Origin of the sequence: Zavarzinella sp. (assembly GCA_041399155.1) — a bacterium.
In the GTDB taxonomy this organism is placed as follows: Bacteria; Planctomycetota; Planctomycetia; order Gemmatales; family Gemmataceae; genus JAWKTI01.
Map to the genome: position 1 here is coordinate 316,583 of JAWKTI010000002.1, position 22,512 is coordinate 339,094.

Sequence of the window (22,512 nt, forward strand, 5' to 3'; positions counted from 1 at the left end):
TGCAGTGGAGTTGAAATCATGGGGAATATCAACGTATCAATAAAATTAGATCATCAGCCTGACGTTCATGAGGATATCTACGTTACAATATATGAAATAACTGATGACGTAGAATCTCCAGGCAACTACGAAAGAAGAAAAAGACGAACTTTTCAAACAAAGGAATTTGTAAGTCATGAAGGCTTTCAAAGAGATGAAGATGATCGACGTTATTACTCAAAACAAGTCAGGATCAATTTTCAGGCCGCACAAAATACACCGATCTTGGTTAGAATAACGAATGTTCGCAGATCTACAGTCCATACTGTATCAGTAGTTGATGCTGCAGGTGATTGATCAATTATACTATGGGAAAAATCTTATTTTGTTCGAAAAAATCTATATTTTAATCAGTGCAAGGTTTAGTATTTAGTCGACAATTTTTATCCTTCGCTGCGTTTTTTCTCGCCTGGTTTTGGTTCCGGGTAAGCATCGGGGAGTTCGTTGACCTGGACTTCAGGAACTTCCAGTTCGGAATCGCTGTCCAGCGTATTCGGTTCGTCGCGGTGCTTCAGCAATTGGAGTACTTCTCTTGTGTTCAATTGCTGAGTATGTTCGTTGGAATTGGCGCTGGGTGCTGGTTTGGCAACACCATACGTAACGGAGTACTTGAATGAGGCAATTGACACCTGATCGTTGGGCAACAGTGCGGCTCGACGAATCCGTTGACCGTTCACGTGGGTGCCGTTAGTGCTGCCCAGATCGCGGATCATCACCAGCCCATCAGCCAGCAGCACAGCACAATGGACTTTGGAAATACTTTTGTGATCGATGATCAGATCACAGTTTTCTTTGCGGCCAATGACGGTTAATTCCTTCACCAGTTCAATTTCGGGGCCATCATCTAACGGAATCAGCCGTGCTTTCATTTCTATGCTCCGCCTTGAAAGATCAAGGGGCTATTGGTAATTGACGATTGAGCCCTATGCAATCTGAACAGCCACAGTTACAGGCAAACAGTTCAAAGGCCATTGTACCATTATGCTTCAGGCGCGAAGCGAAGTCTCCATCCATCTTGTACGTAAAATGGGCATATTCTGTCACGGGCGGGACGCCCGTGCTACGATTACACTCATGCGATGTTGCACATAAAATGTGCATCTCCCCATGATGTTATTTCACGGGCGGGACGCCCGTGCTACGATTACGTTTCAGCCATGTTGCACGTAAATAGGCGTAACGCCCATGTAGTTCCATCACGGGCGGGACGCCCGTGCTACTATTTACGTACCAGACATGTTGCACGCAAAATGTGCCTCTCCCCATGGTGTTTTTTTACTGGCGGAACGCCCGTGTTACGATTTTGTTTAAGATATCATATCCCAAGTGCAGCGCGTTTTTGGCTAATAAACTTCAAATGGTGGGGAATGTGGTTGGTGGCTGCCTGAACAACCGCTTCCAAAGAAACCAGCCCCTTGAAACTATGCACCCCAAAGCGGGTGGCCGCATCGGTGGGCAATTTCTTCAGAATGCCGTACATTTTGGTACGCATCGCCTGAATCAGATTCATTTCGGCGGCAATATCCCGCTCGTTCGGGTGGGTGGTTTCGTGAAACAGGTTTTCGTCAGCCACCAGCAGCAACGGGCGTTCGTGGGAGATTACGCGAAACATTCGGTCGCACAGAATTGGCTCAAAATCGGCAATGTGGGAGACCACTTCCATGGTGCTCCACTTCCCAGGTACGGGACGGGCTTTTAATTGTTCGTCCGTCATTCCTGCAATGGCCTCGGCCAATAACTTCGGCCCTTGCTGATAATTTTCGATCAATTCGGAAAACGACATGGTTGTCTCTTGCGTCATGGTATACAGTCAAACGTTATTATAGCTGTTAAATTGTTGCACGCCAACAAATGTATTGTCGGTAAATGTGGTACCCAGATACTCATTAATGGTGATCGGATCGTTAATCAGTTGGGCAGGGGTGCCTTTGGTCACCACTTTGCCATCTTTAATCAAAATAACTGCGGTCAGTAATTTTCAGCAACTATCGTTTAGGGTAACAGTGTGATCAGATTCTGACAAGTTTACGACACCTTCCACCAACAAAATGCTCTAGCCTCACTCCAAAGGTGGGGTAGGGTTCGGTGGGGGATCCTTAGGCTCAAAGAGGCAATTGCCGCATAGTTTGCAGAAGCGAGCATCATTGTCGTTGCGGTGGTTCGCACAGCGGCTGCACGTAAACCGTCCTGTTGTCTGTGAGTGGCTCAATTCTGCCGTGACAATACCGGTGGGAACGGCAATCACGCTATACCCCAGAATCATGACCAGAGAAGCGGCAAATCGCCCTAAACTTGTCTGCGGCGAAATATCCCCGTATCCCACGGTTGTCATCGTGACGATTGACCAGTAAATCGAAGTGGGGATATCGGTGAATCCGTTTTCTTCCCCTTCAATCAGATACATCAGCGAACCAGTAATCGTTAACAATACCAACACAACAAAGAGAAAAACACCAATCTTGCGGCGGGAGGCAATCAGGGCATCTGCCAGTGTCTTTGATTCGCGTAAGTACTGTGTCAGCTTGAGGATACGGAAAATACGCAAGACACGGAGCATCCGAATGATCATAAACCCATGTGCTGTCGGCACAAACAAGCCTACGTACATCGGTGCGATGGATATGAGGTCGACCACACCGAAATAGCTGAAGACATAATGTCTTGGATGACGCACCGAGTAAAGCCGCAACAGGTACTCGATGGTAAAAATGACGGTAAAGACCCACTCGAGCAGGATGATTTCTTTGCCATACACGCGGTGATAACGTGGCACACTGTCCAGAATCACCAGACCGACACTGAACAGAATCCCCCAGATTAATAGCAAATCGAACCATCGCCCTGCGCGGGTGTCTGCAAGAAAGATGATGTCGTACAGTTTTGCCCGCACCGGCGTGGTGGGGCGTTCTTCTGAAATATTCATGAAAAAGCCAGTTTCATCTTGGTGACTGAAAAATGAATGAAAATTCATTAATTCAATTGTTCTGCTGCCACTTTTTTACAATTTCGGCAGAAAGTGGATCTGCTGTTGATTTTTCCTTGGTGGCGTGAAATAATGTTATTGGTTTCACACTAACGTGGTGTGACTGGGTTCGGCCTTCTTTTGACGAGACTTACCATCTCGACTTCAGAAGGGTGGTTCTTCAGAAAAGGAGGTGGTCACGTGTCAAATTGTGGTAAGCAGGTGCGGCTGTTCTGATGCCGCTGACGGGCTGCGTCAGCGCAGTCGCTTTTGTAGAAGGTCACGACTTATCATCGTGGCCTTCCTTTATTTTCGGGCGTCATTTTCATCTTCGAGTGCTGTTTTCAACGCACCAAATATTCGGATATATTCTGAAAAACTAACTCCATCGACAGTGGCAGTGGCCAACGCAGTCACACCATCTACAAATTCACCATTTGCCACCATCTGGTCAAGGTGGTACAGTTCCTGGTTTTCGTCCAGAATCTCATCCAGGGGTAGCTGGTGCAGCCAGGCCAGGGCAGTGCCCAGTGCGTACGCTCCCCAATTGCTGATGCCACATAAAATCAGCTCGTCGGTGGGAATGCGGCAGGCGATCGTTTCACCGTTCGGAATGTTGTCTGGGATTGTTTCCCCGGACAGTTTCCCCATGCCAATTTCGTTGCCACCATCGCCAATGCCAATCGTATGGCACGTGGGAGCCTCAAACAGCCTGTGCAGTGGGGCAGTAAACGCTGTAATGTTGCGTGCAGCCATCGAAAAACAATGTTCTGGAAATTGTCTGCTGGGGCCCACCCGTTCCAGAGCAATCAGGTGCGAAATATCCTTCAGGTGGGTCTGTTGCCAGTCATTGGTGGCAGTTTCTGTAATTTCGGTGGGAAAATAAATCAGATCTGCTGTCAGCCCTGGATACCACTGCTCGCACGTCCGCATCGCACCGTATGTGGGTTCATCCACAATGATTTTGCAGGAGATTTGAAGCTGCTTGCAGACCCGATGCAGAAAAATTGCCCCCAGTGGGCCATCCGTTTCCGGTCGAGGCGGGGAAACTCTGGTAATCGCAAACCCTGTGACAATCGCCAGTTGCGGCCTGGGGCAGGATACGATCGATTGCACTGCGGTGGGAAAATCATCTGGTAAAATTGTTAAAAAATTATGAGATCCTTTCGCCCAGCCACGGTGGGTGATATCGATCTGAATCACACTTGCAAGTCGTTGTAAGCAACGCACCTGGTTCTTCGTGAAGCCGCTAATCATGAAAAATCTTTCATTAAACTTATCGAGTCGGTTGTTGTTTCACTTTTTGGTGCACTCGGCTGTAGGAATGGGTTCCAGGTGCGTTGTAACAGCCGAATATCCACGCGTGCCTGTTGTCCCAACTGCTGTCTCAGGCTTGGCTGGGTAGCAAGCAGATGCAGTTTGCGGGCATACGCTGGAATATCCCCCACCGAAATAATGAAGCCATTCTCACCATCACGCACCAATAGCCGGACTCCGGGGTGGTCATACGCAATCACGGCCTTTCCAGCCCACATCGCCTCCGCAATGGTTCTCAGGCCATCTTTCGACCTTCTGGTAACCGCCACAATATCAGCATCGGCCATAAGCGATTCCCCAATTGTGGGGCCATCCAGAAAGCGGGCCCGGTAGTCTTCATCTCCCATCGCCCGCGTTAACGCTTCAATTTCGCCACGTGCTGGGCCATTGCCGGCATAGACAGGAATTAAAGTAGGATTACCATAACGCAGTAATTCGTAGGCCCAAACGACATCGTAGGCATCGTGAAGGCCATCCCAATGCCCCACCGTCAGCAAAACGGTGGGGTGGGGAGAAATTTCCAACTTCTGGCGAAAATGCACCACTTTTGGGGGACAATCCACGGCAGGTGGGCAAACTGTCTGGGGAACAGTAATTCCTTCCCACCTGGCGGGTGTGATAATCCGTTCGGCACTTTGCAGCACCCACCTGTTGAAAGCGTGGTGAGGTATTGCATGATCCAGAACGGCAAGCCAGCGACGTGGCTTCCCCATCGTTGCCAGCCGGAAATCTCGGGCGGCACGATAGCCAAACACCATCGCAGGTGCGTCGGGTGGTAATTTTCGCAAAATCTTCACGAGTGTGGGAATACCCAGCATCCCAGACGATGTGCGATGCACCGAAATCGTGGCAGGTATCAATACTTGGTCAGCTTGATTGGTGCGACAGATCAGGTGCACCTGATGACCCATTTCAGCTAGCCGCACTGCCCACGTTCGGGCGTGTTGATCCTGTGAGGCCAGAGAAACTCCTTCCGTAACCAGCAGATAGGGCTCAGGCATCCTGATTCAGCACCCCGATGTATGGCAGATTGCGGTATTCATCGTTGTAATCGAGGCCGTAACCTACCACGAATTCATCGGGAATTTCAAACCCAATGTAATCTGGTTCAAATGGGACTATCTGGCGACCGATTTTGCGCAACAGCACGCACGTGCGAACGGACTGCACATTCATTGCGAGTAAATGTTCTTTCAGGTAGGCGATTGTTTTCCCAGTATCCAGAATGTCGTCGATCAGAACAACATCCCGCCCACGCAGATCGGGCAGAAAATCCCGTGAAATCCGGAGTTCGCCCGAAGTGGTGGTTTCCCCACGATAACTGCTGGCCTGGATCAGAGCGATGCGGATCGGCATTTCCAGCCGACGGATCAGGTCCGCCAGCAGCACAATACACCCGGTCAGCACCCCCACAATGGTGATTGGCTGGTTGCCATACTGACTGTTCATCTGGGCCGCCAGTAAATCGACTCGTTGTCGAATGGCGTCTTCGGTAAGCAGGATTTTCATCTGCTTATTGTGATCAAATTGTGGACCGTGTTCAATAGGTGGGTAATTTTCTTGCTCGAGTAAAAATTTCTGATCTTACCACAGACGGTGCGGTATGCGAAAATCCATATCATCACCGTTGGCAGAAATTTTGTTTGAGCGTTAATTTTTGTGAATGTCTAGATTTTTTCGACTCGCAGCAGTTGGTTCGATTACCATCAAAATCCATTGGTCGGTATATATCCTGCCACTGTTTGCGCTTGCGCTGGGCTGGTATCGCTATGGAGGGACAGTTGGCCTGTTCGATCTGGTCAGTCTGTGCCTGGTATTTCTTTCCGTCGCCAGTAAAGAACTGTTGCAGGTGGTTTTGCAGCGTCGGCTTGGAATTCACACGTACCAGATCCTCCTTTACCCTTTTTGGGGCATTCACCGCCTGAATACCATCGATGAACGCTTCCAGTACGAATACCGCCTGGGACTTCTTGGGCCAATCCTGTACGGTTTCTATGCTTCGATTCTGGCACTCGCTGCGGGCGTGCTGCACCAGCCTATCCGGTTTGAGTTACCTGAAAAAGCATTCAACTATACCGCTTTTGGTGCCTACTTTTTCTGGATGAACGTGGTGCTGATGCTGATGAATCTGCTCCCTTTCCTGCCACTTTCCGGTGGCTACCTGTTTCGGGCATCGCTTTCTGCCAATGCCAGTCGTGTGCGGGCAACCACCATCTGCACCTACCTGACCGGTTTTGGGTCTGTTGTTTTCATTCTGGTGGGCTTTTTTGCCGCACAGTGGCTGTTTGTGGCAATCGCAGTTCTGCTCTTTTTCAGTGTGAATGAAGAACTCTGGCTGGAAAAGTGGTTTGTACAGATGCGGGAGGCGGGGGAAACGCCACAAAAAAATGAAAAGAATCTCATTTCTGGCTCCCAATTGATGCATCGTGGCGTTCCGACGCAATTCACCGGCTTTACTTGGTATCATGACCAACGGCTATGGGTATGTTGGCGCAATGGTCAGCCGGTCAGTGCCCACGCCATTGTGGGGGAATAATGGCCATTTTCGACGTTCAAAACGTTCATATTTCGCTGGCTGGGCAGCCCATCCTGCGAAATTTGTCTTTTAGTATCGAAAAGGGTGAATCGGTGTGCATAATTGGCCAAAGTGGGTGCGGCAAAACGGTTTTGCTGAAACTGCTGGTCGGCCTGTTATCCCCCACGGCGGGGGAGCTTGTGTTTGACGGAAAATCGTTGCAAACCCTTACAGGAAAACAACTTCAGGCAATGCGACAACGGATTGGCCTGCTCTTTCAAAGCGGGGCACTGTTCGACAGCCTGTCCGCCATCGACAACGTAATTTTCCCACTTCAGGCACGTGGGATCGGTGTCGCCGAAGTGCTTGCACGCGCCACTGCGGCACTGGAAGAAGTGGGGCTGGCTTCCAATCTGCACCGAAAAATGCCCGCAGACCTGTCTGGTGGACAACGAAAACGGGTAGGACTGGCAAGATCGCTTGCACTGAACCCCGATGTGATGCTGTACGATGAACCCACCACAGGACTGGATCCGGTGATCACCGCTCGAATTAATGAATTGATTGTGCAAACCCGTGAACGGCACCACGTAACCAGTATTGTGGTCACCCACGACCTGAGCACGGTACAGCGGGTTGCGAATCGCGTAATCATGCTCTACCCACTGAATCAATTGCAATCAGACGAGTCGCAGATTCTGTTCGATGGCACACCAGAAGCACTTTTTCAACATTCCGACCCACGAATTCAGCAGTTTGTGACAGGTGCCGCCTGCCCTGCCTGAAACGTCATTCTCGCGAACGCGGGAATCCAAGGCGGATCACCCGAAGTGCCCACCTGAAAATTGATGCCTGCTAGAATCGTCATTCTCGCGAATGCGGGAGACCGAATGGTGAGTACATCTTCTCTGGTGGGAACCTCAACGTACACGGGATGGTCATCACAAGCGAAAGCAAAGTGCTGAGGATACCGCAGGACTGTACGATCACGCCGGATTTTACCAAGCCGGGGGCTGCCACAGTGAACTACAAGAACCCATAGTGAGGGCTAGATGGACAATTGGAACTACGTGAAGGCGGTTGCATTCGTAGCCTCGATCCCCGATTCTGCTTCGAGGAGGCTGACCAAACTGTTTCTGGACAGGTTGACGTTCTTCGTGTCCCAGAAGCGGGGCTTCCCAGAGGGAGATTTCGACTTACTCTTCTTTGCCCAAGTAGTTGCTGAAATATCAGGCGACGGACTACTTCTACGCAGAGTCATCGACGGCGAGGATATTGATCAAGCATGGGCTGCAATTGTTGAGGAAATAGGTAAACCGTGACTTGTATCCTCCGACGTCCTGGCGGCAGTTTGTTCCCATTCCAACCCATCTGTGCGGCCACTGCCACGGAATGGGAGGGTAGTGGAAATAATCACCCACACCTACCAGCACCTAGTTGAAATACCCAGCAATTCGCTTCTTCTTGCTTAGATTTTACAATTCCAATCATAGGTGGTTGAGTTGAGCCGTTTTATTGAGAGTGGAAGAGGTTGAAAATGAACTCTGCTACAGAAATCGCACTTAAGCGGCAGAAGACGCAATCGCGGGTGCATGCTTTGCTCGCCGAACTGACTGGCGATCTGCGCCACTATTACGAGGCGGTTCGGTATCTGCCGGAATCGGCGGCCAGTAAGGCGGCCCTCGGCTGTGCGTTGGCTCGTGCAGGCCATCTGCATTCAGCCCGAGAGTATTTGCAGATTGCCGTAGCAGAGATGCCCTTTGACCAGCAGGCGGCCCGAGCGTATTTCCAGGTTCTGCACGATATTGGAATGCGGATCCAAGCCCGCTGTTATGCCAAAGATCGGAAAGCGTTGCAGAAAGCACACCCCGATCTGTTGCCTGTAGAAGCCTGGTTCGCCGACATGGAACGCACTGGTGCGGAACTGACCAGCATTCTGATCCCCTGTCATAACCAGTGGCAGTACCCGGAAGCCGGCTTGCAAATTGCTTCATAGCCCGAAGCGTAAGCAAGGGTATCTCTGCTCAAACCCTTGTTTTACCTTCGGGCTATGAAGAGAAAACGAATGTAACCCGCACACTGGCCGAAAGTGGTCACCTGCGGATTGTTCGCAATGAGCAGAATCGTGGTTTCCCCACGGCGATTAATCAGGGGTGGCTGTTGCGAAAGGGGAATATCTAACTTGACACCGCTGGCGTCAAAAGGCCTTGAAGGCCTTGAAATTCTTTTGTGGGGGATAACTTTCCCGGCCCTCACGGACCTGGCTAAAACTAGACGGCACTTTGTGCCTAAAAATCAACCGGAAGAATTGCCTTTGTTCGAGATATAGGTACAGAAAAATCATTATGAACAGGCACTTAGCGTGGAGCAACGAAACCGCACCCCCACAACAATTGACTGCAGACTGCCAGCAATTGGAAGAACTACCGCTGTTTGCGATGCAGGTGCAAAAGCAGTATAGCCAGCAGGCACTAAACGCGGAACGACTGAAAAGGTTTCTGCCTGGCGGTGCGACGCGATGTGTTGCAGCAGATCGGCCAGATGGATGAGCAGTTTGGCACCGGCTTTTTTGAGATGATGATTGGAGCGTTACAAGCTGGTTTCCAATTGCTGGTGGCCAGGACCGAGTCTATTAAACATAGCACGGGCGTCCCGTCCTTGGAAAACAACAGATCGGCGCGATGCCATGTTACTGATGGCTGTGCATATTCACCTTTTGGGTAACCGCATTTTCCTGTATTGTAAAACCGGTTCAATAATCAAGGATGCCGGATGAATCTGAAAGGCCAATTGACCCGCAGGCGGTTTTTTTATGCCAGTATCGCTGCCGTGGGGCTGTATACCTGGCGGGTTGAACCCCACTGGCTGGAAATTGTTCACCGCACGCTGCCTGTGCGGCATTTACCTGCTTCGTTGGTGGGTGCCAAACTGGTTCACGCCACCGATTTACACATCGGCCCGCAGGTTGCAGATGATTACCTGACGGATGTTTTTCAGATTATCCGCAATCTGCGACCGGAACTGGTGGTTTACACAGGGGATTTCATCAGCACCAATACAGAATTGCAGAACCACGCACCACACATGATGGATACGCTTCCCCACGGCAAACTTGGCACGTTTGGCGTGCTGGGAAATCATGATTATGGCAATAGTTTCCGTGAAATACATGTGGGTGATCTTGTTGCAAAGCTCGCAGAAAATGCTGGCGTGCGCGTCTTGCGAAACGAAATGGTAAATGTGCAGGGCCTGCAGATCATCGGCCTCGACGACTTGTGGGCACATCTGTATCAGCCGGGCAAGGTTTTTCCGAACGTGAAGCCCAGCGAAGCCGCGATTACGCTGGTACACAATCCTGATGCAGTCGATCAGCCAGGCTGGGACAACTTTACGGGCTGGATTTTGTGTGGGCACACGCACGGTGGGCAATGCAAGGCCCCTTTTCTGCCCCCTCCCATTCTACCGGTCAACAATCGTCGTTATACCCGAGGTGCGTTCGACTTATCGGGAAACCGCCGGCTTTATATTGGTCGAGGTATTGGGCATATCCTGCGCGTTCGATTCAATGTACGACCGGAACTGACGGTGTTTCAACTGGTACAAGGGTAAACATTCGTGATTGAATGCCAATCATCCCAGAAAGGCACTTCCTACCCCACGATGGGCTGGATTACTTTTCCGTGGACGTCGGTTAGGCGGAATTCGCGGCCCTGGTACTTGTAGGTCAGTTTTTCGTGGTCCAGTCCCAGCAGGTGCAGGATGGTGGCATTGATGTCGTGGGTGGCTACCGCGTTTTCAGCGGGATTGAAGCCAAAGTCGTCGGTGGTGCCATAACTGACACCGCCGCGGATTCCCCCACCTGCCAGCCACATCGTGAAGGCATCTTTGTGGTGGTCGCGGCCGGCACTGGTTTTCTTCCCTTCGCCATTGATGCCCTGCCGCAGGGGGGTGCGGCCAAATTCCGATCCCCACACCACCAGTGTTTTTTCCAGAAGCCCACGTCTTTTCAAATCGGCCAGCAGTGCGGCCATCGGCTGATCGATATCCTTCGCCTTGCGTGGCAGGGCAGTTGCCAGATTCGAGTGGTGGTCCCAGTCGGCATCGTACAGTTCTACAATCCGCACCCCACGTTCTACCAGACGGCGGGCCAGCAGGCAGTTGTTCGCAAAACTGGCTTTGCCAGGTTGTGCCCCGTAAAGGTTCAGTGTTTCCTGGGTTTCCTGCTTCAAATCCATCAATTCGGGCACACTGCGCTGCATCCGATAGGCCATTTCGTACTGGCCAATGCGGGTGGCAATTTCCGGGTCGCCAGACTGTTCTAATTTCTGCTGGTTCAATTCCTTCAACGCATCCAGAATATTGCGTCGATCCTTTGCCGATTGACCTGGGGGATCGCTGAGAAACAGTACTGGTTCGCCTGATGACCGCAGTGGGATGCCCTGATAAATGCTGGGGAGAAAACCACTGCCATACACCGCTGTCCCCGCACCACCCAGTGGGCCGGAAAGCATTACCATGTAGGCGGGCAGATCGCGATTACTGCTACCCAGGCCATAGGTTACCCACGAGCCAAGCCCTGGCCTGCCGCCACGGCCAAAGCCGGTGTGCAGAAACAACTGGGCAGGAGCATGGTTGATCTCTTCGGTATGTACTGTGCGGACAATCGCCACATCATCAACCACTTTGCTGAAATGGGGCAGTAATTCCGACAGAACCTGTCCACTTTGACCATGTTTGGTGAATTGGAATGGTGATCCAGCCAGAGACATTGCCCCACCGATAAAGGCAAATCGCTTTCCTTCCAGCAGCGACGCGGGGCATTCCTGACCGTCTCTTTTCTGCAATTCCGGCTTGGGATCATACAGATCAAGCTGCGACGGGGCACCAATCATGTGCAGGTAAATGATGTGCTCTGCCTTTGCGGGAAACATCGGCTTTTTTGCAGCGAGTGGGTTGGCAGGTTCTTCCGCCTGCAGCAGTTGCGTCAGTGCCAGTGCCCCGAGGCCCAGGCCACCTTGCAGGATCGATCGACGGTTCAGTGGGATGGAAAGGTGCATCAAATTACCCCAGCGTAATGGTTTCGTCCAGATTCAGGATGGTGGTAGCAATGGCGTACCACACAGCCAGTTCTCTGGTGCGCTCCGGCGAAAACTTGCCCAACGGTACCACCAACTGCTGAGCTGCTTCTGCCGTAAGTTCCTGTGACTGAAGGTGATAGAGCCTGCTGAGGACCTCCACTTCGCGTGCTGTGGGTGTGCGGGATAATGCCACCTGAAAAGCATAGGTCAGGCGGGCCTGCAAGTCCTTTTCGCCTGACTCATCCAGAATTCGCTGGGCGAATGACAGTGCCAGTTCCACATAAACAGGGTCGTTTAGCAATGTTAGTGCCTGCAAGGGAGTATTCGTGCGTGGGCGGGCGACGCGGCACGCCATGCGGTTGGTGGCATCGAAATTCATAAAGCTGGGGTACGGTGCACCCCGTTTCCAGACCACATAAAGCCCACGACGATAACGTTGTTCCCCAGGACTGACGACATAATTGTATTTTTCCCCACCAACCTTTACCCAGATGCCATCCGGCTGATACGGTTGAATTGGTGGGCCATTTTTGCCGTAGGAAAGTTTGCCGGAAATCGCAAGCAGGTTATCGCGAATTGTTTCTGCCGCCAAACGGTATCGTGGGCCGCGGGCGTAAAGCAGATTCCGATCGTCACGCTCCAATATCTCCGGTGTGGTGCGGGAATCCTGCTGGTAGGTCGCCGACAACACGATCATTTTAATGAGTTTTTTCATCGACCAGCCATTGTCGATGAACTCCAGTGCCAGCCAATCCAACAACTCCGGGTGCGTTGGAGGTTCCCCTTTGATGCCAAAATCTTCCGGCGTAGTGACCAGGCCATGCCCAAACAGTTCTGCCCAGATGCGGTTCACCGCTACCCGTGCTGTAAGTGGGTGGTTTGGATCGACCAGCCAGTGTGCTAAGTCCAGTCGATTTCCGGCTTTCGGTAATGGCACCCCCAGCACTGCTGGAACTCCGGGTGTGACCACCTTGCCTGGGGTGCGGAAGTCCCCACGCTGGAAGATGGTTGTGGGGCGTGCTTCGGGCAATTCCTGCAGCACCAATGTGGTGGGCGAAGTAATCTTCGACAGGTCCGTCTTTTTGATAGCGATTTGATTATATAACCGAATTGCTTCAGGATCGGTCGCTGCTCGGTGTTTCCGGATGAGTTCTGACTGCTGGGGGGTGCGTTTTTCTGCAGACACTTTCAAGGCTGTTTGAACGTCTACTGAAATTGACGCACCGTTGCCGGAAATGGCGGAGAGACGCACCCGACCAATCGTGCGTGCGGTGCCATAATTCTGAATCAACGTGAAGACAATTTTGCCGTTTCCAGCATGGCTGAATGGTTTTTCCAGCTCAAATTCGGCCCAGTGCGGCTGATGAAACTGCGGATTGATTGCCCACGCTGTTTTGGGGTCATCATCAATAGCGTTTGCCACGGGAAAATTCGACTGTGAAAAATCGGCCGTTGCCCGCACCAATTTCAGTGGGGCATTTTTGCCTTTTTTCGGCATATTTACAACACGAAAAGTGTTTAACACAAAATTGGGCGTTTTTTCACTGCCACGCCCAGGCCCTTTACCAGGTAAACGGTCATCCGTCAGGGTTTCCAGGCGAAAACGCCGCACATCTTTCAATGGCGTGGTTATTGTTATCAGGTAAGTATCTGTTGCAGGTGGCTCACCCGTCAGCAGTACGGAATGGTCGGGCAGGATTTCAAAAGTAGACCCACCCTTGGAAACAAATTCGGCAACTGGCAGCACCGTTACCTGGGAATTGCCACCGTTTGCCAACTCCGTTTTCTCCCACATGGGATCGGGTTTCTGCAACAAGGCCTTTCGGTCCGCTAACCGTTTTTCCAGCGATGCAATTTCTGCACTAGTCTGTTGCCGCTGCCAGGTGACTGATGAATCTTCTACAGGGATCGTGGGGCCAATAAAGGCAATCGAACCGGGCACTTTGGGGTTGGTGCGTTGGGCTTCCAGGGCAGTATTATTGAAAAAAGCATACAGCCGATAGTATTCTTCCTGCGAAATGGGATCGTATTTATGATCGTGGCACTGGGCACATTCCAAGGTGGCACCCAGCCAGACCATCCCCAACGTATTCACACGGTCCAGCACCTGATTGGTGCGGGTTTCTTCTGGATCAGTCCCCGCTTCCACGTTGGTGGGGGCGGAACGATGGAAGCCCGTCGCAATTTTTTGTGCCAGTGTGGCCTTGGGCAGCAGATCCCCACCCATCTGTTCAATGGTAAAGCGGTCGTAGGGCATATCACTATTGAAGGCGTTGACTACCCAATCTCGGTATGGCCAAAGACTTCGAAGGTCGTCCCGCTGAAAACCGTGGGAATCGGCATAACGGGCGTAATCGAGCCAGGGGCTTGCCCACCGCACGCCAAATTCGGGCGAAGCCAGCAATTGATCCACCAATTCTTCTGTAGCATTAGGTGCTGAGTTGCCTAAATATTGCCGAAGCAATTCAGGGGCTGGTGGTAATCCTGTCAACGCCAGCGACAAACGTCTCACCAGAGTTTCTTTCGACGCACGTGGGGAAGCTAAGAGTTTTTCCTGGTCAAGTCGGTGCAGAATCCATTGATCAATCGGGTTTACCACCCAATTGGGATTCTTAACGGCTGGTAGTGGGGCGTATTTCGGCGGAATGTACGCCCAATGTTTCTGTTGGGAGGCAGTAGCAGGCCACGGTGCCCCGGCTCCCAGCCACTTTTTAACCAGATCGGATTGCGTGGCAGTTAATCCCTTCCCACGTGGGGGCATTCGTTCGGTATCGGTGGCAGGTAAGTGAATCCGACGCAACAATTCACTTTTTGCGGGTTCTTTCGCATCCCAGGCCAGGCCAGAATCGCCCCCACGGAGAAAATGCTCCCGCGTATCGAGGCGAAACCCACCTTTTTGTTTCTCCGCACCGTGGCACTCCAGACATTGGGATTGCAGCACCAGCCAGGCCTGTTTGGCAAGTAATTGCTCGTCTGCGGACGCATTCAGTCCACTGCATAACAGGGCGATTATATAAATGGTGCGTTTCATCATCTCCCCACTGTCGGCAAAGCCATGCACACGATCAATTGGATACTGTCATTCATTACTTTTTGCGATCTTTTGGTTTGAGTCCAAGTTCGCGGACGATGCTATCCACCACCGGGGGATGGAGTTGCTTATTGTCGAAGTAGAACGGGTCCAAATCCCTTGGGCCTGGCTTATCCATGTCGATGATCGATTTGGCGTAATTGTGCAGATCGTTGATCGGAACCCGGTGCCTAATCATGACTTTCTGAGCGATCTGGTTGTAAGCAATCTCATCGCCAGGTTTGAAGTAACCATTTCGTGAGTATCGAATAGGAGTAGTATTTCCCCAGACAAGTTTGGCGTTCGGGGCTTTCTCTTTTAGTTGTTGAACCAGCATAACCAGATTCTTCTCATACTGGTTGGGGTCTGTACGGACTACTCCGCCCAGGTCGTGGGGCAGGGTGCGGTGAGATTTCAGGTTCGGCACGCAATAGATCAGATCGCCAAAGCCGGCATTAAAGTGGATCAGGTCCCACGTGGGCCGCTTATCTTGAGGCACCTCTTTACCAGCCGCATTACTGATACCTAATAGCAGATCCAGGTGCTGAAGCATGTTGGTCGAGTTGGGTAGAACGTCTTTGGGCCAAACAGCAAGATTTACTGTTGCCTGGTCCTTAAGTTCATCGCGAACACTGGCGAGGACAAACTGCTGGTACACCCGATCACCAATGAGAAGCACGCTCGGCAGCCTGGGCTTGTTTCCTTGCTGACCCGAAGCAACAGGTACACCAATGAAAACAACGAGTAGTACCACCACATCGGTGAGAAGTGACTTCGCCATGGATCAGGCTCGCAGGAGCTGGTTAAGGTTGCCAGTGCTGTCGGCGAACTTGTCCTGGTCGATACCCACGGCTTGCAGCAGAGTGACAAACAGGTTGGCAAGCGGCACCTTTTTGTTGTCAACGAATTCATGCAGGTTGCCATGCTTCAAGCCTAAATTCCTGCCACCAGCCAGTATCAGTGGGTAGTTATAGGCACTGTGCGAACCATGGGGGTGAGCAGAGCCGTAAAGGACGATGGTGTTGTCGAGCATGGTACCCTCTCCCTCTGGTGTGTTTGCCAGTCGTTTGAGGAAGTAGGCATGGTTGGCATTTCGCCACTCGTCCCACTGCCCGGAAATGACTTCCGGTCGTTTGTGGGCAATGTCGTGGGTGGCACCCTTATAGCCGAGCACGTAATTGGCATAGTTCCACAACGGGCTGGATTGGGAATGTTCTGATTCTGTCATGTAAGTGGCGAAGCGGGTCTGGTCGGTGCGGAAGGCAAGGTAGATGAGATCGTACAAGACGCGGATGTAGTCCTGTGGCGAAGCCTGATGATTGACTTCCAGGTTCAGGCCCTTCGTGTCGATATTTGGAAGTTTGATGTTCGTCCATTGGCTGGAGCGTTCGACTCGCTTTTCGATCTCTCGAACAGATTCGAGATACTCAGTCATCTTCCGTTTGTCTTCGTTGCCAAGGAGGTTGTGAAAGCTCTGGGATTCTTCCTGAAGCAGATCGAGGATGCTGGCATCGCGTTTCAGGCCGGCACGCACTTCTTCAACGCCTTTTCCCGCATACGGGTTGAACAGGAGGTTGAAGATTTCCTGTGGCTTGTGCAACGAAGGGATCGCCTTGCCAGGTCCGCGATGGCTCAATGTTTTTGTTTGTTGGTAAGAACCGGTGCCACCTTCGGTACCAAGGACCAATGAGTTGTGACGCGTCAACTGTCCCAGGTGCCGGGCCATCGCCTGATCGAGGGAGATGTTGTTGGTCGGTTCATGCCCTGCCATGTCCGCACCGGTGAGAAAGACATCCCCGGAGCTATGCCCACCAAGCTTGTAGCCACCCTTGTGATCCAGGCCACGCAGGTAAGTGATGTGGTTCTTCAGCTCTTCGAATGGTTTGGTCGATTTATTGAAGGACTTGAGCTCACCGATTTTTGCCTGGGGCCACCAACTCCACTCGTGATGCTGATAGGTGCCATCAGGTTTTTTCTTCGGGATTCCTGTGGGGCCGTCTGGCTGGTAGACGCCATAAGAGATATAGGTCGCCAGGAATCGTTTGGGAGTGATGGTTCCTGTAGATGCATGTAATGCACTTTCCATTGCATTGAGGTAGGGCAATGCCAATGAGATACCCGTCCCACGAAGCATTGTTCGGCGGTTCAGATGCCAGGTTTTCTTCGTCATCGTCAGTCTTCCTTTTTGGGACGCGGTTCTCGGAAAATTTCACTAATACAGATCGAGACGATCATGTCCCGCATGCCAAAGCCTTTCGATTTGGACTCTTTTAACAGTTCGTCTACTGCGATACGGTCACGGAAAGTCAGGTTGCGGCCAAGGCCGTAGGTCAACAAACGCTGGATGACGTTCCTGACAATTTCGTTACTGCGTTCCTTGAGAAGATAGGCCTTGAGGTCCTGTAAACCATCTACTTCGGGGCCGTGTGGAACGCGCGATCTGGCGTCGATCTTGACCACGTTGATCGAGTCGAGGTATTTCTGATAGCCTGCCAAATCCGTGTGTTTATTCCTGTCAAACAGGCTGACTCGTGTACCATCCCTGGGTACCTTTGGCTGATACCTGCCTATCGCGTTGTAGTCTTCGAAGGGAATGCCCCAGGGATCCAGCCGAAAATGACAATCATTGCAGGACTCGACAGTGCGGTGTTTGGCCAGAAGCTGCGCAATCGACAACGACTTCTCAAGCGATGCACCCGCCGAATCACTGAGCGCGGGAACCTCGGATGGTGGTGGGGCGACAGTGTCCCCAAGAATTGCCTCACGCAGGAAAACAGCCCGATAGATCGGGTGTGGTGCGGTGCCTGTACCATTTCCGATCAGCACGGAACTCTGAGTGAGCAGTCCTCCCAGGTGGTGCTCGGGCCTGATGGCAACAGGACGCATCTGCATACCGGTCACCCCTTCCACTCCGTAGTGCTTTGCCAGCCGTTCATTCAATATGGCAAAGTCCGAATCAACGACGTTGAGTGCGCTCTTATTCTCGCGAATCATGTGCTCAACGAACCCAATCGTCTCCTGCATCATGTAGTCTCGCACCGATGTGCGATACGGCACTTCGGACCCTGCCGTTTCACCGATCCGGACCAGATGGAGAAATCGGGGATAAAGTTCAGTGTTGATGGGCACTGTCAATGTTTTCTTGATATCGAGCCACTGTAGTGTGAAATCTTCGACAAACTTCTTCGAACGATCATCCTGGATCATCCGCAGAACCTGTTGTTCAATAACTTTCGGATGATCGATTTTCTTCGATGCAGCTAATTCGAACAACTCAGAATCGGGCATTGAAGCCCAGAGGAAGTACGACAACCGCGAGGCCATTGCATAATGTTCATCGGTAGCGGGGTCCGACTCGGTGTGGTAGAGGAAACGAGGCGAGACCAGCACCAGTGCCAGAGTCTCCCGCATTGCCGCCTCAAAAGAATCCACCCCAGGGCGAACTAGCTGATAGATCCTGAAGTATCTCTCAATCTCCTTGTCCGAGGCGGGCCGGCGATAGGCGCGCGTCATAAATCGCTTAAGCACCTCAGTCACATACGCTTTCGTATCACTCTCCCGCAATGGCGATTCAAACAAAATGTCTGTGTGGTGTTTCGGTGGCCAGGTTTTGTAATATGGCGCTTCCAACTCCACCCAGTGGATCAGTGCCCGGTGGGTCGCAAGCAAGCGTTGGTGGTCAGAGCCCTTGTCGTTGAGGGTTCCATCGTCGAAGGCTGGGGTGAACCAGAGCTCCCGGACCTGCTGGATCGAGCCATCTTTCTGCTTCTCGAGTGCAACCGGGACAGATTCCAGTCGGCCGGTAATCTCATAGATCTTTGGCTCGTCAGGAGAATTGGTCAGGTAAAGGCTGGCTGCATTGATGTATGGTTTGGCATTATGGTCGCCGTTCAACGGTAGCCCCAGGCTGACGTTGAGCCAGACCCCATCGCGTCCTTTCATCGGCAGTGCCGACGCGCTCAACCGAATCCGAAATTCGCCGTGGGTGGGGCCGACTAACTTCATTCCGCGACTTGGAGAGCCAATCGCCCTGCCAGTGAAGGGGTTCAATTCATCACGGCTAGGGCCATTGTCCATCGTCCCGGACAACCAGGCACCGTTTACCTTTACTGTTTTTGGTTTTTCCGGACCAACAATTGCACTTTGCATCACTTTTCGTGCGATCCGCAGATACTCATCCAACTGCTCTGGGCCGATCCGCATCATCTCAGCATTATTGTTGAAGTGATAACGACGTTCGGGGTCTTTCGGAAGTTCGTCGATCACCTTACATTCGAAACCAAGTAGTTCGCTAAGCGTATTTTCATATTCAACATTTGTCAGGCGCCGGGTTTTGGCCGTGGGAAGCTCCCGATTCGCCTTTTCAACAAAGGTGCGCATCCCAGACTTGATCCATGTCTTGACAGCCTTGACTTCATCTTCCTTTGGCTGTGGCGATTTGGCGGGTGGCATCTGCCCGAACTCGAGCATGTCCAGGATCGATTCCCATTTGTCCAGCTCTTGTCCCAACGACAGGTCGCCGTGCAGTGAATGGACGGTGATTCCCCCTTTGCTCTTCTCCGGGCCGTGGCAGGAAACACAGTAGGTCTTGAAAAAAGGTGCGACAACTTGCTTGTAGACTTCGATATCCGTGGGGGTACCTGGCTTTTTCTGCAGTGGAACTTCGGGCAGCTCCGAAATGGTCGCCGCCGCTGCCAGCCGATCAGATACTACAAAACGGTTATACACCATCGCCACAATTAGCAACAGCATGACCAGCAACGTTCCTAGAATCGTCTTCTGACGCTTCATGCTCTTACTCACCGTTTAATTTTTCAGCCTTCACTAGACCCAGCAGCAAGTTCGCCCAGCTAAAAAAATATCATACTCGAAAAATGGTGCGTTCCAAAGTAACAAACTCATTAATTTCTCATCCATTGGTCCATTCTGCACAGAAGATCTGATTATATTTCCCAAAGTGGGTCGTAAGTTGCAGAACGAAAGCAATCTGGCTGCCATCGGGTGAAAATACCACTGCCTCTGGCCGGATCGGTGGGTGATCACTCAGGCCCAGCGGGATAATTTGTGTATGTCCACTATCCAAGTGGGTGCAACAGAGTTGCGTGCCACTGGCGTGGGCGATCCAGCTCCCTGTAGGGTGCCACGAGAACGCCGATGTGACCCCAGGTGCTTTCAATTGACTGATCTGCTGAATCTCACCACCGTTTGGTGAAACCACAAAAAGCTGGACAATTCCGCGTCGATCTTTCATTAAAAAAGCGATTCTGCTGCCATCGGGTGAAGATCGCACCCAATGACGTGGGCCCTGGATGCCCGGAAACGGCAAACGGTGCGTATAGGTCAGGCGACGCTGTACCACCCCCGCAGGTGGATGTGGGCGTAAAGTCGCAGTTCCTTCGATTGGACCAGCACCAGAAACCGTCAAGTCAGTGGGCAGGTCAGAAATGAATAATTCATGAATGTGCTGTCCGTTTTCCAGCACCACTTCGCCTTGAAAAGCAATCGCCAGGTGCTGCAAGGTGCCATCTGTCTTCACATATCCCCTGGTGCCCACCCAGGCATCTTCAAACGCTTTGCAAATTTCATCCGAACCGGGTGCTGGCTGATTCACCGTGCGGGTAACTAACACACTAAAACTACTGCCCGAATGATTTCTGGCGTGGGAATCAGGCACCTGTACCGGTTTCCCTAATAGTGCCACCCCCACGTTCCGCTGATTGACATCACCTTCATACCCAGATGGGGCAGTTGTAGGCAGCACTGCATCGTCGTAAGTAAATGCCACATAAGGACTTGTGGGGTGAAACGTATGAACATGCGTGCCACCTCGTAAGGCACCCGGAGTGAACGGTGTGGTCAGGTTTCGGGCTTCGAGATGTTCCGCACAACGATCGTTTGGCAGAACCGAAACCAGCATTCCCTGTCGATGCGCCGCACCGTATGTCCAATCTGAAGTGGGAAATTCAGGTCCGGCAATAAAAACCACCTGATCCTGGTGGGGTGCTGCAGTAACCACCCCACAGTGGGCCCCGTTTCGAGATTCAAATATTTGTTCGACTGTCCCGGTTTTCACATGCACCCGTTCGATGCGGTTTCCATCGAACAGGCTGCCCGCAGGATCAGAGCGTACATCGTAATAAATCCACTGGCCATCTGCCGACCACACATTGGTGTTGGTTAAGATGTGCCCGCACGGCTTCCGTGTCAGTTGACGAGTGGTTGTGGGGGAACTCATGGTTCTTCAGGTCTTTGGGAACAACGGTAACGCAGATAGAGGTCGTTTTCAAGGGTTTCTGAGTGCGAAAGCCTAAATTGATGAGCGCTTTTTAATTTTTCGACACCGTACCCGGCCACCGGGCCAGGTGCGTGGACGTTCCCAAAGAGTTTCGGTGCGACAAAAACGTGGATTTCATCGACGAGATCCTGGTCGAGCATGCTGCCGTGCAGACCCGCACCGCCTTCGACGAGAATGTTGGTACACTTTCGTTCTGCCAGCACATTCAGCCCATGTGAAAGATTGAGGGTAGTTGATGTAAGTTCAGGCAGAACCAGGATTTGCGCACCAGCCAGTTGCCAGCCGTGCCACTTCGTCACTTGGTCGGCATGCGTCCAGATTTCTACCGGTGCTTCGGCAATCGAGCGAAGCAGTGCTGCCGAATCTGGCACATTTTCCGAGTTCCTGCTGACCACAATCCGCGTGGGAATCCGAGCCCCAGGTGGGCGTGGAGTAAGGAGGGGATCATCTGCCAGCAACGTTCTCATGCCAATCAGAATGGCGTCCATTCGCCCACGCAGGCGGTGTGTGGTGGCAAGTGATTGTTCGTTGGAAATCCACTTCGAATCACCCGTGTGGGTGGCGATTTTGCCATCCAGTGTCATTGCCCACTTCAGATGCACCCACGGCTTGCCACTTTGCAATCGCTTCAGGTAGGGTGCGTTCAATTCAACTGCGTGCTGCTCGCACACGCCTACTGTGCAAGAAATGCCCGCCTGCTGCAAAATGGCAATCCCCTGCCCAGCCACCTGGGGAAAGGGGTCCCGCATCGCAATCACGACGCGGGTGAAGCGAGCAGCCAACACGGCATCGGTGCAGGGGGGCGTTTTCCCAAAATGGCAGCAAGGCTCCAAAGTAACGTAAAGTGTTGCACCATAACAGTTTGCGCCAGCAGCGGCAATGGCATTCACCTCCGCATGATGCTGACCGTAACTCTGATGCCAGCCTTCGCCGAGCAGCTTGCCATCACGCACCACAACGGCACCGACCATCGGGTTGGGCTCTACAAATCCCTCCCCACGTTGGGCCAGGCGGATCGCCTGCATCATCCAATATTCGTCGTCAGGTGCGGCCATTCGTCCATCGGTTTCGTTGTGACGAAGTCTATTAAATTAACTTCGTTCTGATCGATGATTGGAATTTCTGCGAATTGGTGTATTTCATTCTGCCTGAGCCCAGAAACAGATCCCTGTTCACAAATTCTCGAAAGCCGCTCTAATTGCTGCAGTTGACGGTATGTACCATCCACTTGAATCT

General features: G+C 52.0%; 21 protein-coding genes. 7 read left to right on the forward strand and 14 right to left on the reverse strand.

The window, feature by feature from the left end; genetic code table 11:
• The first annotated feature begins 18 nt into the window (after window positions 1-18).
• Complete coding sequence (locus R3B84_11420) at window positions 19-336, forward strand: hypothetical protein (GenBank protein ID MEZ6141169.1); 318 nt, start codon at window positions 19-21, stop codon at window positions 334-336.
• An 86-nt stretch (window positions 337-422) separates the two neighbouring features.
• Here R3B84_11420 and R3B84_11425 read toward each other — a convergent pair whose 3' ends face one another.
• The 7 genes from R3B84_11425 to hpt all read right to left on the reverse strand — a co-directional run bounded on the left by R3B84_11425 (window position 423) and on the right by hpt (window position 5,827).
• A complete protein-coding gene (locus R3B84_11425; GenBank protein MEZ6141170.1) occupies window positions 423-908 on the reverse strand; it encodes an FHA domain-containing protein in 486 nt (161 codons plus the stop codon).
• 446 nt (window positions 909-1,354) lie between these two features.
• Window positions 1,355-1,822 (reverse strand): DinB family protein, encoded by a 468-nt coding sequence (locus R3B84_11430; GenBank protein MEZ6141171.1) that lies wholly within the window; start codon window positions 1,820-1,822, stop codon window positions 1,355-1,357.
• Between the two features lie 27 nt (window positions 1,823-1,849).
• The gene (locus tag R3B84_11435) at window positions 1,850-1,996 is read right to left on the reverse strand and encodes a hypothetical protein (GenBank protein ID MEZ6141172.1); all 147 of its coding nucleotides are present in this window, start codon (window positions 1,994-1,996) and stop codon (window positions 1,850-1,852) included.
• Window positions 1,997-2,098: 102 nt separating this feature from the next.
• Window positions 2,099-2,962, reverse strand: coding sequence for an ion transporter (locus tag R3B84_11440; protein ID MEZ6141173.1), 864 nt, complete (start codon window positions 2,960-2,962; stop codon window positions 2,099-2,101).
• A 345-nt stretch (window positions 2,963-3,307) separates the two neighbouring features.
• A complete protein-coding gene (locus R3B84_11445; GenBank protein ID MEZ6141174.1) occupies window positions 3,308-4,258 on the reverse strand; it encodes a DUF4392 domain-containing protein in 951 nt (316 codons plus the stop codon).
• Window positions 4,255-5,319, reverse strand: coding sequence for a glycosyltransferase family 4 protein (locus tag R3B84_11450; protein MEZ6141175.1), 1,065 nt, complete (start codon window positions 5,317-5,319; stop codon window positions 4,255-4,257). The genes R3B84_11445 and R3B84_11450 overlap by 4 nt, the downstream gene beginning before the upstream one ends.
• Window positions 5,312-5,827, reverse strand: a complete 516-nt coding sequence (gene hpt, locus R3B84_11455) for a hypoxanthine phosphoribosyltransferase (GenBank protein ID MEZ6141176.1) — start codon at window positions 5,825-5,827, stop codon at window positions 5,312-5,314. Before hpt ends, R3B84_11450 begins: the two co-directional genes overlap by 8 nt.
• 154 nt (window positions 5,828-5,981) lie before the next feature.
• Here hpt and R3B84_11460 point away from each other — a divergent pair, with 154 nt between their 5' ends.
• The 6 genes from R3B84_11460 to R3B84_11485 all read left to right on the forward strand — a co-directional run bounded on the left by R3B84_11460 (window position 5,982) and on the right by R3B84_11485 (window position 10,442).
• Window positions 5,982-6,854, forward strand: a complete 873-nt coding sequence (locus R3B84_11460; protein MEZ6141177.1) for a hypothetical protein — start codon at window positions 5,982-5,984, stop codon at window positions 6,852-6,854.
• Window positions 6,854-7,618 carry an ATP-binding cassette domain-containing protein gene (locus R3B84_11465; protein MEZ6141178.1) on the forward strand — a complete coding sequence of 255 codons (765 nt, stop codon included), beginning with the start codon at window positions 6,854-6,856 and terminating at the stop codon, window positions 7,616-7,618. Before R3B84_11460 ends, R3B84_11465 begins: the two co-directional genes overlap by 1 nt.
• Window positions 7,619-7,885: 267 nt before the next feature.
• Window positions 7,886-8,155, forward strand: coding sequence for a hypothetical protein (locus R3B84_11470; GenBank protein MEZ6141179.1), 270 nt, complete (start codon window positions 7,886-7,888; stop codon window positions 8,153-8,155).
• Between the two features lie 215 nt (window positions 8,156-8,370).
• Window positions 8,371-8,829: a hypothetical protein gene (locus tag R3B84_11475; protein MEZ6141180.1), complete on the forward strand. Its 459-nt coding sequence runs from the start codon at window positions 8,371-8,373 to the stop codon at window positions 8,827-8,829.
• A gap of 349 nt (window positions 8,830-9,178) precedes the next feature.
• Complete coding sequence (locus R3B84_11480; protein MEZ6141181.1) at window positions 9,179-9,382, forward strand: hypothetical protein; 204 nt, start codon at window positions 9,179-9,181, stop codon at window positions 9,380-9,382.
• 223 nt (window positions 9,383-9,605) lie between these two features.
• Window positions 9,606-10,442, forward strand: coding sequence for a metallophosphoesterase (locus tag R3B84_11485; protein ID MEZ6141182.1), 837 nt, complete (start codon window positions 9,606-9,608; stop codon window positions 10,440-10,442).
• A gap of 41 nt (window positions 10,443-10,483) precedes the next feature.
• Here the strand turns inward: R3B84_11485 and R3B84_11490 are convergent, their stop codons facing one another.
• From R3B84_11490 to ribD, 7 genes are all read right to left on the reverse strand, one after another.
• Window positions 10,484-11,890 carry a DUF1501 domain-containing protein gene (locus R3B84_11490; protein MEZ6141183.1) on the reverse strand — a complete coding sequence of 469 codons (1,407 nt, stop codon included), beginning with the start codon at window positions 11,888-11,890 and terminating at the stop codon, window positions 10,484-10,486.
• Window positions 11,891-11,894: 4 nt separating this feature from the next.
• Window positions 11,895-14,945, reverse strand: coding sequence for a PSD1 and planctomycete cytochrome C domain-containing protein (locus R3B84_11495; protein ID MEZ6141184.1), 3,051 nt, complete (start codon window positions 14,943-14,945; stop codon window positions 11,895-11,897).
• A 52-nt stretch (window positions 14,946-14,997) separates the two neighbouring features.
• Window positions 14,998-15,762: an SGNH/GDSL hydrolase family protein gene (locus R3B84_11500; GenBank protein ID MEZ6141185.1), complete on the reverse strand. Its 765-nt coding sequence runs from the start codon at window positions 15,760-15,762 to the stop codon at window positions 14,998-15,000.
• Between the two features lie 3 nt (window positions 15,763-15,765).
• Window positions 15,766-17,151, reverse strand: coding sequence for a DUF1552 domain-containing protein (locus R3B84_11505; protein MEZ6141186.1), 1,386 nt, complete (start codon window positions 17,149-17,151; stop codon window positions 15,766-15,768).
• Between the two features lie 2 nt (window positions 17,152-17,153).
• Entirely contained in the window at window positions 17,154-19,772 is a 2,619-nt protein-coding gene (locus R3B84_11510) for a DUF1592 domain-containing protein (GenBank protein ID MEZ6141187.1), read from the reverse strand.
• Between the two features lie 118 nt (window positions 19,773-19,890).
• The gene (locus R3B84_11515) at window positions 19,891-21,216 is read right to left on the reverse strand and encodes a DUF3748 domain-containing protein (protein ID MEZ6141188.1); all 1,326 of its coding nucleotides are present in this window, start codon (window positions 21,214-21,216) and stop codon (window positions 19,891-19,893) included.
• Complete coding sequence (gene ribD / locus R3B84_11520) at window positions 21,213-22,331, reverse strand: bifunctional diaminohydroxyphosphoribosylaminopyrimidine deaminase/5-amino-6-(5-phosphoribosylamino)uracil reductase RibD (protein MEZ6141189.1); 1,119 nt, start codon at window positions 22,329-22,331, stop codon at window positions 21,213-21,215. The genes R3B84_11515 and ribD overlap by 4 nt, the downstream gene beginning before the upstream one ends.
• Window positions 22,332-22,512: the final 181 nt, after the last annotated feature.